General features: G+C 64.8%; 12 protein-coding genes and 2 pseudogenes. 8 read left to right on the forward strand and 6 right to left on the reverse strand.

The window, feature by feature from the left end:
• Nucleotides 1–3: 3 nt before the first annotated feature.
• Together A5782_RS19875 and A5782_RS19880 are read right to left on the reverse strand one after the other, a co-directional pair.
• Nucleotides 4–1,629: a multicopper oxidase family protein gene (locus A5782_RS19875; RefSeq protein WP_067103851.1), complete on the reverse strand. Its 1,626-nt coding sequence runs from the start codon at nt 1,627–1,629 to the stop codon at nt 4–6.
• A gap of 344 nt (nt 1,630–1,973) precedes the next feature.
• Nucleotides 1,974–2,738, reverse strand: a complete 765-nt coding sequence (locus A5782_RS19880; RefSeq protein ID WP_067103852.1) for an SDR family oxidoreductase — start codon at nt 2,736–2,738, stop codon at nt 1,974–1,976.
• A gap of 248 nt (nt 2,739–2,986) precedes the next feature.
• On the opposite strand from A5782_RS19880, the gene A5782_RS19885 reads away from it, so the two are divergent.
• A complete protein-coding gene (locus A5782_RS19885) occupies nt 2,987–3,793 on the forward strand; it encodes an SDR family NAD(P)-dependent oxidoreductase (protein WP_067103793.1) in 807 nt (268 codons plus the stop codon).
• Between the two features lie 33 nt (nt 3,794–3,826).
• Here A5782_RS19885 and A5782_RS19890 read toward each other — a convergent pair whose 3' ends face one another.
• From A5782_RS19890 to A5782_RS19905, 4 genes and pseudogenes are all read right to left on the reverse strand, one after another.
• The gene (locus A5782_RS19890) at nt 3,827–4,705 is read right to left on the reverse strand and encodes a glycosyltransferase family 2 protein (RefSeq protein ID WP_067103794.1); all 879 of its coding nucleotides are present in this window, start codon (nt 4,703–4,705) and stop codon (nt 3,827–3,829) included.
• Nucleotides 4,705–5,586, reverse strand: a complete 882-nt coding sequence (locus A5782_RS19895) for a glycosyltransferase (protein WP_067103853.1) — start codon at nt 5,584–5,586, stop codon at nt 4,705–4,707. The genes A5782_RS19890 and A5782_RS19895 overlap by 1 nt, the downstream gene beginning before the upstream one ends.
• A gap of 22 nt (nt 5,587–5,608) precedes the next feature.
• Nucleotides 5,609–6,809: pseudogene (locus A5782_RS19900) on the reverse strand (glycosyltransferase family 4 protein).
• Nucleotides 6,806–7,852 carry a glycosyltransferase gene (locus A5782_RS19905; RefSeq protein ID WP_082943018.1) on the reverse strand — a complete coding sequence of 349 codons (1,047 nt, stop codon included), beginning with the start codon at nt 7,850–7,852 and terminating at the stop codon, nt 6,806–6,808. Before A5782_RS19905 ends, A5782_RS19900 begins: the two are co-directional and overlap by 4 nt.
• 242 nt (nt 7,853–8,094) lie before the next feature.
• Here A5782_RS19905 and A5782_RS19910 point away from each other — a divergent pair, with 242 nt between their 5' ends.
• The 7 genes and pseudogenes from A5782_RS19910 to A5782_RS19940 form a co-directional block, all read left to right on the forward strand.
• The gene (locus A5782_RS19910; RefSeq protein ID WP_067103797.1) at nt 8,095–8,760 is read left to right on the forward strand and encodes a TetR family transcriptional regulator; all 666 of its coding nucleotides are present in this window, start codon (nt 8,095–8,097) and stop codon (nt 8,758–8,760) included.
• A gap of 11 nt (nt 8,761–8,771) precedes the next feature.
• Complete coding sequence (locus tag A5782_RS19915) at nt 8,772–8,966, forward strand: ferredoxin (protein WP_067103854.1); 195 nt, start codon at nt 8,772–8,774, stop codon at nt 8,964–8,966.
• 1 nt (nt 8,967) lies between these two features.
• Nucleotides 8,968–10,212: a cytochrome P450 gene (locus tag A5782_RS19920; protein WP_067103798.1), complete on the forward strand. Its 1,245-nt coding sequence runs from the start codon at nt 8,968–8,970 to the stop codon at nt 10,210–10,212.
• 156 nt (nt 10,213–10,368) lie between these two features.
• Complete coding sequence (locus A5782_RS19925; protein WP_197694287.1) at nt 10,369–11,430, forward strand: amidohydrolase family protein; 1,062 nt, start codon at nt 10,369–10,371, stop codon at nt 11,428–11,430.
• The gene (locus A5782_RS19930) at nt 11,430–12,683 is read left to right on the forward strand and encodes a Xaa-Pro peptidase family protein (RefSeq protein WP_067103799.1); all 1,254 of its coding nucleotides are present in this window, start codon (nt 11,430–11,432) and stop codon (nt 12,681–12,683) included. Before A5782_RS19925 ends, A5782_RS19930 begins: the two co-directional genes overlap by 1 nt.
• Nucleotides 12,673–13,800, forward strand: a complete 1,128-nt coding sequence (locus A5782_RS19935; protein WP_067103800.1) for a Xaa-Pro peptidase family protein — start codon at nt 12,673–12,675, stop codon at nt 13,798–13,800. The genes A5782_RS19930 and A5782_RS19935 overlap by 11 nt, the downstream gene beginning before the upstream one ends.
• Nucleotides 13,801–13,802: 2 nt before the next feature.
• Nucleotides 13,803–14,057: pseudogene (locus tag A5782_RS19940) on the forward strand (enoyl-CoA hydratase/isomerase family protein); the annotation flags it as partial.
• Between the last annotated feature and the right edge of the window lie 40 nt (nt 14,058–14,097).

The following is a 14,097-nucleotide window of genomic DNA, read 5'->3' on the forward strand; positions in this document are numbered from 1 at the left end:
GGGTCAGAAGACGTAGTCCAGGCGGGTCATCATTCCGGCGACCTGGTGATAGGTGTTGTGGCAGTGCATCACCCAGGTACCGGGATTGTCCGCAACGAGGACGGCGACGAGTTTCTGCTTGGGCAACACCATGACGGTGTCCTTGCGGGCGCCCGGGCTTCCGTCGGACTTGATCACCTGGAACGTATGCCCGTGCAGGTGCATTGGGTGATACATCGTGGTGGTGTTGTCGAATGTGATGGTGGGCCGTTGGCCCTGTTGCACGTGTAGCGGATTCGTCTTGCCGTAAGGCTCCCCATTGATCGTCCAGTCGTACTGCATCATGTTGCCGCCCAGGACGAAGGGGAGGTTGAGGCCGGGATCGGGGCGACCCAAGTTGACCGGCGTTGTGGCGGTGAACATCTCGACGGTGCCCACCCGCTTGGTGAGTTCGCCCGGCTGGAATTGCGGGTCGGGTGCGCTGCCCGCGGCCGTAAAGAGCAGTGCGCGTGCCAGGCCATTTTTGCCCTCGGCGACCGCGACCAGTGGAAAGACGCCATCCGCGGCGGTCACGGTGACGTCGTAGCGTTCGGCCATGCCGATGAGCAGAGCGTCAACTTGGGCCGGGACCACGGGGTAACCGTCGGTGTGAGTCACCGTCATCGCATGACCGGCCAGAGCCACCCGGAACGTGGTGTCGGAGGCGGAGTTGATGAAGCGAATGCGGATGCGCTGGCCGGGTTTGGCATTAAAGGTCATGGGAGAAGCGGGGATTCGCCCATTGACCAGATAAAACGGGTAGGTGATCTCTCCGGCGTCGCCACCGAGGAGATCGCTGGTGCCGACACCTCCCGCCGAAGGTGCCGGTGCGCTCGCGGTCGCACTCGTCGAGGGTGTCGGACTGGTCGACGTCATCTCGGTCGTTGGTGTTGACGTTGTCTCCGCCGTCGGCGGCGTCGACGTCGTGGAGGTCGTCTCCGGCGCGTTCGGCGGGGACTTGTTCGGGTTGCTCAGTTCGCTGTAGAGCTGCTGAGGACTCTTTCCGACGCCATCGGTCCAATCATCAAGCACGACTATCCATTCGGCGTCATAGTTGCCCTCGGTCGGGTCGTCGACGATGACCGGCAGATAGAGGCCGGTGTCCGTGTCCAGGCCGGTGTGCGGATGTGCCCAGTAAGTGCCCGAGTTCGGCACGCAGAAGCGGTAGGTGAAGTCGTGGCCGGCCGCGATGTCGGGTGTGGCCGGCTCGGCGCCGTCCATGTCGTTGCGCAGGGAGATGCCGTGCCAGTGCACCGAAGTCGGATGATCGAGCCGGTTCGACACCGTCACCACGACCTCGTCGCCGATGCCGGCGCGGATTACCGGGCCCGGGATGCTGTTGCCGAAGGCCAGCGTGCGGACGACCGGTCCGCCCAGGTCTACCTCGACCTGCTGGGGTGTCAGCTTCGCGGTTACCGTGCGGCCGCTATGCGGCCGCACGGCCTCGGTTTCGGCGATGGCAGCGGCCATCCGGGCACTGCCCGACGGTTCGGGCGTGGATTGACTGCACGCGGTCAGCGTCAATCCGCCGGCGATGCCGGCGACCATGAAACTGCGCCGGGTGAGCCGAGTTCTGTCGAAGGGGACGCCGCTGGTGGGCTGCACGGGCAATCGGTGCTCCTCGTCTTTGGTTCGCCCCAACGTTCTCGTGCTTGGATGCTAGGCGGAGCGCAACCGCCGGCGCTAGACCTTTCGATTACCGCCCGCCGTGCGGACATACCCAGAGGGCGCACGCGTAACTTCAATGTTGCTGTGCGCAAGGGGATCTGGCCAAATCGGAGGTTACCCAGCCACGTCGCCATGACATGACCTCGCCGCACTGCTGTACAAGCGAATTCACTGACGCGGCTCAGCCATTCCGGTCTGAACGAACCTTGCGTCCGCCGATACCCGTCGTCTCGCCGGTGATCACCGCGGTGTGGTCCTACAGCTCCATCTGGCCACTCCTCGGCCCTCTACTTGGCGTTGCTTGGCACCTGGGATGTCAGCCAGTCGCCGAACCTGGTGGGGTAGAGGGTGACTTCTTCGCCCTCGATGGGAACGATCATGCGGTCGTCGAGCACCGCACCGTAATACTCGGCGTCCGGGTCGGTCACCACCTCGCGCCCGTCGCCGGTTGCCACGAACCGGGTTCGGATGAAGTCGTCCATGCCCTGCTTCTCCGGGCCGGCGATGTTGATCAGCCCGGCCGGCTCACCGATCGACGCGCGGGTGACGGCGGTGGCCACATCCGCGGCCGCGATCGGCTGGAATGCCCCGTGTGGCGCGCGAACCGTGTCCCCGTCGGCCAGCGAATCAGCAATTCCCCCAACAAATTCGAAGAACTGAGTGGCGCGCACGATCGTATGCGGGGCTCCGGATTCCTTGATCAGATTCTCCTGGGCGATCTTGGCCCGCATGTAGCCGCTTGCCGCCGCGCGGTCGGCTCCCACGATCGAAAGCGCGACGTGGTGCTGCACTCCGGCGGCACGCTCGGCCTCGAGCAGATTGCGGGTCGAGGTCGTGAAAAAGTTCAATACGTCGTCGTCGTCCCAGGACGGCGAGTTGGACACGTCCACCACGGTGTGAACCCCGGCAACGGCGTCGGCGAGACCTTCACCGGTGATGGTGTTGACCCCCGATCTCGGCGAGGCCGAAACGGCCTCGTGTCCCAGTTCGGTGAGCTGAGCGACTACCTGCGATCCGATGAGCCCGCTGCCGCCGATTACCAGAACCTTCATGATCACGCCTTTCGAGTTTCCCGATGAACTGGCCTCCTCAGCATGGCCCCCTTGGGAACCGGCGGGAACCCGGGAGCCGATAGTCATATCCGACTCAAGGGGCCACCAGGTCACAACCCCGGAGGGTCTGCGTGAACTGATGCCGCCGGACGCGGCACATTGAGCGCGCTGCCGGCCGTAAGGACGATACCCGTCGCACTTAAATCAATTGCTTGACTTAATACCGCGTGCGCCGATTAACTCATCGTGTGGTTAACGAATTGGACGGCAAGGTCGCCGTCGTCACCGGCGGCGCGTCGGGCCTCGGTCGCGGCCTCGTGGAGCGTTTTGTCATCGAGGGCGCGCGAGTCGTCATCGCCGATGTCGAGACCGATCGCGGCGAGGCGCTGGCTGCATCGCTGGGCAGCGCCGCCGTCTTCCGGCAGACCGACGTCTCCGACCCTCGACAGGTGGTTGCGCTGGTAATCGGTGCCGTCGAGAAATTCGGCGGCCTGCACGTCATGGTGAACAATGCCGGCATTTCCAGCCCACTGCGCAGGTTGCTCGACGACGACCTCACCGATTTTCACCGCGTGATGGGGGTCAATGTGCTGGGCGTGATGGCGGGTACCCGAGATGCCGCGCGGCACATGGCCGAACATGGCGGCGGATCGATCATCAACATCACCTCGATCGGCGGCATTCAGGCCGGCGGCGGAGTGCTGATCTACCGCGCGTCCAAAGCGGCCGTCATCCAGTTCACCAAGGCCGCGGCAATCGAGTTGGCTTACCACGAGATTCGGGTCAATGCCATCGCGCCCGGGAACATCCCCACGCCAATTCTGGGCAAGTCGGGTGCCGGCATGGACCCCGAACAACTGAGACAGTTCGAGGCACGGATTCGCGAGACGATGCGCGAGGATCGGCCGCTGAAGCGCGAGGGCACTCCCGATGATGTCGCCGAGGCGGCGCTGTATTTCGCGACCGACCGTTCGCGCTATGTCACCGGAACCGTGCTGCCGGTGGACGGTGGGACCGTGGCCGGCAAGGCGATCCGGTCCAAACGCAAAGAATGACTGCCTTGGCGCAAAGACCACCCACCACCGCCATCACCCTTCTGCCACAACATGAATCCCGCTGGACGCGCGCGGATGATGGCCCTGCGGTGCTGTGCGAACGGGGCGACCGTCGGTGTGGCGACGGATGAGGCCATTTTCCGCGAAGGAGGACAGCCAGCCCTCCATCGGCCACCATCCCCAACGTCGATGAAAGATCACCGCGTTGCGCAGTATGTCGTCCAGGTGGTCCACCGGAGGGTCGGTGACAGCATGGTACTGGTGGAACGCGTGGGCACCGCCGACCCAGCGCATCGGAACGTGTCGAGCCGCTGCGCATTGCCCGAAATCGGTGTCCTCTCCGCCGTAACCGCGGTACAGCTCGCAGAATCCACCGATTCGCAGCCAGGTGCGCACCGTTACTGCGAAAGACAGCGACCAGAACAGTGCATAGTCCGTCGTGGCGACGACGCTCCCATCAGGCGGCGCGGGCCGCGCGCGATGCGGTTCAGGCTTCGACCGTATCTCTGAGATCACGTAGCCGCCCGGACCGGGCGGCGGCAAATAGGTGACAGGCCCGTTCAGGATTGCGTCCTCGTGCTCCGCTCTGCCCGCGACGGTGTGGTACCGGTCGAGCAACTCCGCGCCGGGAATGCAGTCGACGTCGAGAAAAACCAAGAGTTCGGCGCCCTTTCGTATCGCCGCGGCGGCCCCCACGTTGCGTCCCATTGCCACGGGCAGTGGGTGCGCGACTTTGCGGTCAAGCACTATTGCCTGCGCCCCCAGCTCGTCCACCATCTCGGCGACCCGGGGGTCGTCGAGCGCGACCACAATGTGCATGTCGGGCCGCCGTGTGGCGGTGGCGAGGCCTTGCAGCTGCCTGCGCAGGTGGGCGGCTCTGCCGTGAACAACGGTGACGACGGCGGTGCGCACTACGTGCCTTGCCTACAGCGACGGGCTGTCGACTCGATCGCGTCGGCGGCGCGGTTCGCGGCCCCGTCCACTTCCCACCGCCGCCAGCGATGCGGATCGGTTGCCGTTGCATTGGCCAGAAGCGCGGGCCAAGCCCGTGGGTCAGGCAAGCCGTGCGCGACCACCGCAAGCCGGTGACGCTGCAGCGCCCGGGCCGTTGCTTGCTGCTCATCAAAGGGGCGGGATCGCGGGATGACTATCGCGCGGCGTCGTGCCGCAGCGACATCAGCAATGCAGCCTTGGCCCGCGTGGGTGACGACGACATCCGCTGCCCGGATTTCGGCCCACGGATCGTGTTTCCACGAACTGCCGCCGAGCGTGGTCCACGAGAGCGCCGAATGTGGCGCGGCACAGTCCTGTAACGATGCGCCGAGCGCGTCGCCTGCTCCGCTCAAAACGACTACCCGCGTCTCGTCCAATGGTGTGGCGCGCGCCGATGATTCGGACTCGTTGTCGGGGCGATCGCGGCCTTCGAAGCGGCTGATGCCACCGACGTAGCTGGTCTTTTGTTCCCACTGCCGCAGCCAGGACGGTTGGCACAATGCCCGGGGCCAGGCCGCAACGATGTGATCGGCCAGCCGGTGCACCAGCACATGCGGCGCGTCCACCCGGTTGCCGGGTAATGCCATGACGATCACCGGCACACCGAGCAGCCGGACGAACACCGCAACTTCGACCGAAACATCCACGACGAGGGCTTCGGGCCGCGCCTCGGATACCCATCGCGCGATTCCATCCATTCGCGCGCTGAACCCGGCGTCGTGATGGGGCGCCCAATGCAGCGCGCCATGCGCGGTGGCTTCGTGCGGCCGCGGTCCCTCGTCATCACGGGGTAACCTCAGGACGCACGAAAACGGGTGCGGCTCAGGGATGTCCATCGATGTCATGGCTGTCACCGGGCGGCGCATCCGGGCGCAGATGCTCATCGCGCGGGCCAGATGCCCGAAACCGTGATGGTGAATGTAGTACCCGATCATGCGGATTTGCCCGCGGAGTCGTCGATCATCTGGCGGTACAGATCGGTGTAGGCGGTCACCATCGCGTCCGCAGAGCAGTGGCGAATGGCATGTTCACGCACCTGCTCGCGCGGCAGCCGTACTGCGGTAGAAATGGCTTCCGCCATCGCGGTGATGTCACCGGTGACAACGAGCCGACCCGACGAGGTGCTGATGAGTTCGGGGATCCCGCCGCGGGCGAATGCTACGACAGGGGTACCGCATGACATAGCTTCGGCGACGACAAGGCCGTACGGCTCGTCCCAGGTAGGGGTGACAAGCGCGGCCGCGGCATGGCCGACCAAGTGGGCCAGACACTCATGGTCAAGATGACCCGCATATCTGACGTCGCCCTGTAGCTGAGGCTTGACGTGGGTGAGAAAGTACTTTTGGTCCGAGATCGGACCGGCGAGCACCAGTGGCCTGCCAGTGCGTCGCGCCGCGGCGATGGCCAAGTGGGGGGCCTTTTCCGGTGTGATGCGGCCAAACCACACCAGGGACGGGCCGCCCGGACCAAGGGGCCACTGGCCCGTGTGGACACCGTTGGGAACCACCGCGATATCGCCGATGAGGTTTCGCCACGCGGCCGCGGTGTGTCGGGAAACTGCGGCAAAGCGGCTGCGTCGTCCGGTGCATGCGCCGATCGCCGACTCGAGCCACGGCGTGGGTGGTGTGTGCACCGTGGTGAGCATCGGGGTGGACAACGCCGATGCCATCGCCACCGGAAGGTAATGCAGGCTGTGGTTGTGGATGACGTCGAACTCTTGGCTGCCGGGCCCCGCGAGCCAGAGCATAAATGACAGGTACGCGTGGTGATCGGCCATGAAGGTCGCCGGGGGCATCGATACGTCGTGCCGTGCCGCATCCGACAGATTCAACGGCCGCACGTCGAGCATTTGGCATCCCAGGCCGGGGTCCGAACCCGAAGCTGCGAACAGCGACACCCGATAACCGCTGGATGCGAGCGCGCGCGCCAGGTGGCAGACGTGTGCTTCAAGCCCGCCGGCAAACGGTTGCCGAATCGGATAGCGGGTTGAGGCGATCAGCGCCACGCGCAGTTGTTCCGTCATTTCAGGACGCCGGAATAGATGGCGCGATGCGCGCAAGCAAGCTTCCGCCTTTCGGCGAGCCGCTCCGCCCAGCTGGCCCGTGGAGCGGGGTGACCGGCGGCCCAACGCGCGTGTGCCCGGTGAATCGCGCGGCAAAGAGATGCTTGATCGAACTCTTCGGTGCTGTAGCCGAAAACTCCGCATGGGCGCTGCTGGTGATAGAACCCGCAGGTGGGGGCCAATACGGCGGTTCCGAGATCGTAACTGGCTTCCAGCCACCCCGAATGGGTGCCGAACCGGTAGGGAAGTACCGACACCGTCAACGACGCGAGGTACTCCCACAATTCGTCGTCTGAGAAGTACGGGTGCACACGGACCTGCACATGTTTGTGGCGGTCATAGCCCAGCAGTGCCCCGCCGGTCTTCGGTGCGAACCAGTGATTGTCGGGATCGAAGATCTCGTCGTGGACGTTTACCTGCAGGATCGCGTCCGGCAGCGAGGACAAGATCACCGTGAGTGCCTGCACGATGGGCAATGGGTCCATGTTCGCGCGCAGGCTCTTGGCGTGGAGACCGACGATGAATCGTTCACTGCGGGCGCGGGGCTTCTCGATCCAGTCCCTCTCGAGCACGTGAGGATGCGGCAGTACCCGGGCGCGCCGTCCCCAGTTGTCCCAAATCAGCTGCGCAGCACCGGGCGTCAGGGTTATCAGCTCGTCCGCAGCGGCAATCAGGACATCTTGCTGCGCGGTGTGCGCTTCGGGCTCCGGGTGATGTGGATTGCGCAAGTCATGCACCGTATAGACCAGGGGTTTGTCGTGCATTTTGAGCTCTTGGACAACTTCGGCCAACGCCTCGGGACCGATGGCGTCGAATCCGAAGTGGATGTGGAACACGTCGAACCGTGAGTGATTGTCGCTGACCCAGCCCGGCTCCAGCATAAGAGGCGGCCACCAGCCTCCGGGCACGGTTCGTCCATCCGCCGGGACTGGATCATCCAGGCGCACAACAGAATCCGCGTTCGGATTCCCAAGGTGGCGTACATAAACGTGTGACGCCGGCACGGAAGCGACGCGTAACAATCCCGTCCCTTCCCGGAACGCGTTAGGGGCAGCCGCGAGTCCTGGCGGAACTGTCCCGACTATCGAGAAACAGAACCGTCCCTGTTGTCTGAAGGACAGTGCGACCGTGCAATACCCGCCATCCCCACGCCCAAACTGCGGACTCGCGGCGGTCACCTGGGGCATCGATTCCGGCATTAAATCAATCGCTTGACTTAAACTGCTGGACGGGGTTCACTGATCCAATGACCGCCGCCGGCCGGACCGTCCGCACTGATCGGGCCAGTTCCACCCAAGAGGCGATCCTGGTGGCGGCCGAGCGCCTGTACGCCGAGCACGGCATGTTCGCCGTGTCCAACCGGCAAGTCAGCGAGGCCGCCGGTCAGGGCAACAACGCTGCCGTCGGCTACCACTTCGGCACCAAGGCCGACCTGGTGCGGGCGATCGAGCACAAGCACCGCGGACCCGTCGAACAGCTGCGCGAACAGATGGTGACCGAACTGCTCGACACGGATGGCTCGACCGAATTGCGCAACTGGGTGGCCTGTTTGGTGCGCCCGCTCACCGATCATCTGGAGGAGCTCGGAAACCCGACCTGGTACGCGCGCTTCGCGGCCCAGGCAATGACCGACCCCGCCTACTACAACATCATCGTCAAGGGCGCGCTCAGCTCCCGGTCGCTGGTCCAGGTCGTCGAGGGCATCAACCGTTGCCTGCCCGAGCTGCCGGCCGAAGTGCACTTCGAGCGCAACATCATGGCTCGAAACCTGTTGATGCACACCTGCGCCGACCGTGAACGCGCTCTTGCCGCAGGTGCTTTGACATCCCATCGTTCATGGCGGGCTGCAGCATCGGGACTGATCGACGCGATCGTGGGCCTGTGGTTGGCGCCCGTGACGGTGTACGAGTGAAGGGCGCGCAGATGAAAGTGACTGTCGATCAAGATGTTTGCGCTTCATCGGGAAACTGTGTGATGAATGCGTCCGACGTGTTCGACCAGCGCGATGACGACGGCGTCGTCGTCTTGCTCAATCCCCATCCCACGTCCGAGCAGGCCGAAGGCGCGCGTCGGGCGGCGGCGGCCTGCCCCGCACTTGCCATCCACATCGAGGAATGAAATGTCAGACACACTGACGAGCACCGCAACGGAGCAGACCTCCGGAATCCCGGACTATCCGATGGCCAGGGAGCCGCGCTGCCCCTTCGCGCCGCCGCCGGAGGTCATGGCGCTGGCCGAAGCCAGGCCGCTGTCCAGGGTCCGGATCTGGGACGGCAGCACACCGTGGCTCATCACGGGATACGAGCAAGTGCGCGAGCTGTTTTCGGATTCGCGGGTCAGCGTCGACGACCGGCAGCCCGGGTTCCCGCACTGGAACGAAGGCATGCTGTCCACCGTGCACAAGCGCCCGCGGTCGGTCTTCACCGCCGACGGTGAGGAACACACCAGATTCCGGCGCATGTTGTCGAAGCCCTTCACGTTCAAGCGTGTCGAGGGTCTGCGCCCGAGTATCCAGCGGATCACCGACGAGCACATCGATGCGATACTTGCCGGACCTCAGCCTGCCGACATCGTCACCGCATTGGCGCTCCCGGTGCCCTCACTGGTGATCAGCCAGCTGCTGGGGGTCCCCTACGAAGACGCCGACATGTTCCAGCACCACGCCAACGTCGGGCTCGCGCGTTACGCCACCGGTGAAGACACCGTCAAAGGCGCCATGAGCCTGAACAAATACCTGGCTCAGCTGGTGGAAGCCAAGATGGAGAATCCAGCCGAGGACGCGGTTTCCGACCTCGCCGAGCGGGTCAAGGCCGGCGAGCTCAGCGTGAAAGAGGCCGCCCAGTTGGGCACCGGCTTGCTGATCGCCGGGCATGAGACCACCTCCAACATGATTGGGCTCGGTGTGCTCGCCCTCCTGGAAAACCCCGACCAGCTGGCCGTCATCCGCGATGCCGAAGATCCGAAGATCGTCGCGAGTGCGGTCGAGGAACTGCTGCGCTACCTGAGCATCATTCAGAACGGTCAGCGCCGCGTCGCGCTCGAGGACATCCACATCGCCGGTGAGACGATACGTGCCGGCGAGGGCATCATCATCGACCTGGCCCCGGCCAACTGGGATTCGGGCGCGTTCGCCGAACCCGACCGGCTGTACCTGCACCGCTCGGGCGCCGACCGCAACGTCGCATTCGGCTATGGCCGGCATCAATGCGTGGGGCAGCAGCTTGCCCGCGCCGAGCTGCAGATCGTGTTCCACACGCTGGCCCGGCGCATTCCCACGCTGCAACTTGCGATTCCGATCGAGGAAGTTCCGTTCAAGGATGACCGACTCGCCTACGGCGTGTACGAACTGCCGGTGAGCTGGTAGCCCAGCTCGCTACTTTTGGAAAGATTTTCGGATCCGAATGGAGGGTCAATGATGACGACGAAGCCTGGCCTGCTCTACCCGCCCGGAGGTTATGGCGCTCCGAAGGATCGGCGCGGCCACGCCGCGGGCAGCGATGTCGGCCTGCCGCAGGGGACCGTGGTCTTCTCGGCGGACAACCACATCTCGCTGGCGGATGACATTTTCTACCAACGCTTCCCGGATGACCTGAAGGACAAGGCGCCCCGGATCTGGTACGAGGACGGCGCCTACCAGGTCGGCCGCAAGGGACAGTCGTTCTTGCCGGGCGACTTCAGCGCCGTGCTGATGCAGTACGACGACCTGCCGGGCGCCGCGAGCACCAACATCGAGGCCCGCATCCAGGAGCTGCACGACGACGGTGTCGAGAAGGAACTGGCGTTCCCCAACGCCGTGCTGGCGCTGTTTCACTACCCGGACAAGAAACTTCGCGAACTGGCGTTCCGCATCTACAACGAGTACATCGCCGAGCTGCAGGAGCGTTCCAATGGCCACTTCTACGGTGCGGGTCTGATCAACTGGTGGGAGCCGGAAGGCGCCAGACGAACGCTGGCTGAGTTGAAGTCGTTGGGACTCAAAACCTTTCTGCTGCCGCTGAACCCCGGCAAGGATGACGACGGCAACGTCATCGACTACGGCAGTACCGCGATGAAGCCGGTCTGGGATGAGATCGAAGCGGCCGGCCTGCCAGTGACCCACCATATCGGGGAGACCCCGCCGAAAACCCCGTGTCAGTTCAACAGCGTGGTGGTCGGCATGATGATCAACATCGACGGCTTCCGCGAACAGTTCGCCAAATACCTGTTCACCGGAATTCTCGACGATCATCCCTCGCTGCGCATCGGCTGGTTCGAAGGCGGGATTGCCTGGGTGCCTTGGGCTTTGCAAGATGCCGAGCATCTGGTCGCGTCCTACCAACACATGTTCAACCGGCCGCTGCAGCACGATGTGCGCTACTACTGGGACACGCACATGAGCGCTTCATTCATGGTCGACCCGCTGGGCCTGCAGCTGATCGACCAGATCGGGGTGGACAAGGTCATGTGGTCCAGCGACTATCCGCACAACGAAAGCACTTACGGCTATTCCGAAAAGTCGCTGAAAGCCGTCGTCGAGGCGGTGGGCTCGGCGAACGCGGGCAAGATCGTCAGTGGCAACATCACGAAGTTCCTGGGTTTGTAGTGACGACGTTCGCCCAACGGAACACCTGCACCGATAGCGGACTGGTGATTCCGGAAACACCCGACTTGGCGCGCCTGCGCCGCGAAACCGGAGCGCGGCTGCGGGCTGCCATGACCGAGCGTGGCGTCGACGCCATGATCCTGCTCGGCAACAACGCCGTCGTCTATGCCACCGGAGCCAGCTGGCCGCTTGGCGATGCCGGGCTATCCTACGTCGAGCGACCGGTGGCCGTCGTCGTCGCCAACGACGAGTGGCCGCACCTGTTCCTGCCGTTCCGTGAAGGAGCCTCGCAGGAATCGGACCTGCCCGCCGACCATTTGCACGGGCCGGTCTTCCTCGAATTCGAGGAAGGCGTAGCCAAATTCGCTCGGATGATTGCCGGCCTGATTCCGCCCGCGTCGGTGATCGCGGTCGACGAATGCACCGGCGCGATGTCGCGTGCGGCGAATCTGTTGTTCCCGGGCGGCGCTCCCGTCGACGCCGCGGCCATCGTCAGCGCGGCCAAGTCGGTCAAGACACCGGATGAACTCTCGTGCATGCGCACCGCCATTCGGATCACCGACGAGGCGATGGTGGAAGTCCAGAAGCGGCTCGCCCCCGGCATCCGCCAAATCGATTTGTCGGCAAGCTTTTTGCGCCGCGCCTTCGAGTTGGGGGCTACGGCCAGCATGCTCGAACCGATCTGGCAGGTGATGCCGCGCAGCAGGGCCGAGGGCGTGTGGACCACACACGGTGACCTGGCGCTGCCGCTGCTGAGCACCGAGCGTGAGCTGGCCGAAGGTGACGTGTTGTGGACCGACGTCAGCATCACTTACCAGGGCTACTGCTCCGACTTCGGGCGCACCTGGATCGTCGGACGGGACCCGTCGCCTCGTCAGCAGGCGCAGTTCGACAGATGGTTCGAGACCATGCGCGCGGTGCTGGGTGTCACCAAAGCCGGCGCCACCGCGGCAGATCTGGGCCGGGCGGCGATCAAGGCCAACGGCGGTACCAAGCCGTGGCTTCCGCACTTCTACCTGGGCCATGGTATCGGCGTCAACGCCGCCGAAATGCCGATGATCGGAACGGATCTCGGCCAGGAGTTCGACGATAATTTCGTTCTGCAGGCCGGCATGGTACTGGTGCTTGAGCCCGTGGTGTGGGAAGACGGCACCGGAGGCTATCGCAGCGAAGAGGTCCTGGTGATTACCGAGGAAGGCTGGATCCGCTTGACCGACTACCCCTATGACCCCTATGGCTCCCATGTCAGTTGAAGTGTGCCCTGACGAGCGCACGCTGCGCTTGGGGCGTCGTCAGCGGGCGCTGCAACAGATGGCGGCACACGATCTCGATGTGCTGGTCCTCGGCCGGCAAGCCAATGTTCGTTACGTCACCGGGGCGCCGCAGCTATGGGTGGCCGGCACCCGGCCGTTCGGTCCGACGTGTGTGGTCGTGCGTGAGACCGGAGCCGTGCACCTCCTCAGCACATGGGACGAGGGTATTCCGGAGGACATTCCTCACGAAAATCTCTACGGCATCTCGTGGAACCCCATGAACACCATGTCGGCGCTGAGTCGCATCGAGGGCGCGGCGACCGCCCGGCGCGTCGGAACCGACGCGATCTCACCGGTTTTCGCGCAGCTGCTGCCGTTCGCGTTTCCCAACGCGCAGTTGGTGGACGGAGAACTCGCCATGCGGACCGCCCGTCGCGTCAAGACGGCCGAGGAGATCGCCGCGCTACGGGAATCCATCACGGTGGCCGAGTCGGCCCTGGCCGCCGCCGTCGCGGAGTTGCGGCCAGGGGTGACCGAACGAGCTCTGGCCGGCGTCCTGTTGGAGGCCTCCGCGGCGGGCGGGGTGAGCACCCCGTCGAATCAAGATGTGGCATGGGTGACTTCGCGCAGACACCCGTGGCGCCGCGCTGATGGTGAAGGCCGCATCCAGGAGGGCGATCTGGTGGCATTCTCCGCCGGAGTCCTGGCGGGTGGCTATGTCGGTGAGGTCGGCCGTACCTGGCCGGCCGACCGCAGGCACCCGCCCGGCGGCGCATCGGCGCTGTACGGACGCTGGGAAGGCCTGTGGGGCAAGTTGATTGCAGCCTGCCGACCCGGTGCTGGAGCGGGCGAACTGCTGGCGGCCTACCAGGCGGCCGGAGAGCCCGAGCCACCGATGCCGGTGGCCCGCGGCCTGGGCATGGGGTTCGATCCGCCGGTCGTCTCCAAGCATCTGCCCGCGACCGCGGCCGACGAACGTCTGGAACCGGGGATGGTGCTCGCCGTCACGGGCTACGTGTGGGAAGAAGGAGTCGGCGCGGTATTCGGGCGAGAAGCGGTCCTGATCACCGCGAACGGCTCCGAAGTGCTCACCGCAAGCCCATTCGCGCAACCCTAGCCATGCCTGATCCGTCAGAGCCCTCGGCCGAAGAGATCATTCGGTACGACAAAGACGCCAAGACGCGGATCGCCACGATCACGTTCGACCGACCGGACTACCTCAACGCGCCGACGATCGCCGCCCGCGTGCGGTGTGCGGATTTGTTGCACTGCGCCGGCGTTGACGACGACATCAAGGTGTTGGTGGTTCGTGGAGCCGGCGACGACCTCGGTTCGGGTGCGGATCTGGTCGAGGTGATGCGGATACGCGACGCGGAATGGCGTCTGAGCAAGAAGGCCCGCAAGAAGGCGCGTG

It is taken from the genome of Mycobacterium sp. 852002-40037_SCH5390672 (assembly GCF_001665875.1).
Lineage (GTDB): Bacteria > Actinomycetota > Actinomycetes > Mycobacteriales > Mycobacteriaceae > Mycobacterium.

What these genes read in the sequence shown, in the direction of transcription:
- A5782_RS19880 (WP_067103852.1), bottom strand. Translation starts at nt 2,738, where the DNA reads ATGAAGGTTCTGGTAATCGGCGGCAGCGGGCTCATCGGATCGCAGGTA.
- A5782_RS19910 (WP_067103797.1), top strand. Translation starts at nt 8,095, where the DNA reads ATGACCGCCGCCGGCCGGACCGTCCGCACTGATCGGGCCAGTTCCACC.
- A5782_RS19915 (WP_067103854.1), top strand. Translation starts at nt 8,772, where the DNA reads ATGAAAGTGACTGTCGATCAAGATGTTTGCGCTTCATCGGGAAACTGT.
- A5782_RS19920 (WP_067103798.1), top strand. Translation starts at nt 8,968, where the DNA reads ATGTCAGACACACTGACGAGCACCGCAACGGAGCAGACCTCCGGAATC.
- A5782_RS19935 (WP_067103800.1), top strand. Translation starts at nt 12,673, where the DNA reads ATGTCAGTTGAAGTGTGCCCTGACGAGCGCACGCTGCGCTTGGGGCGT.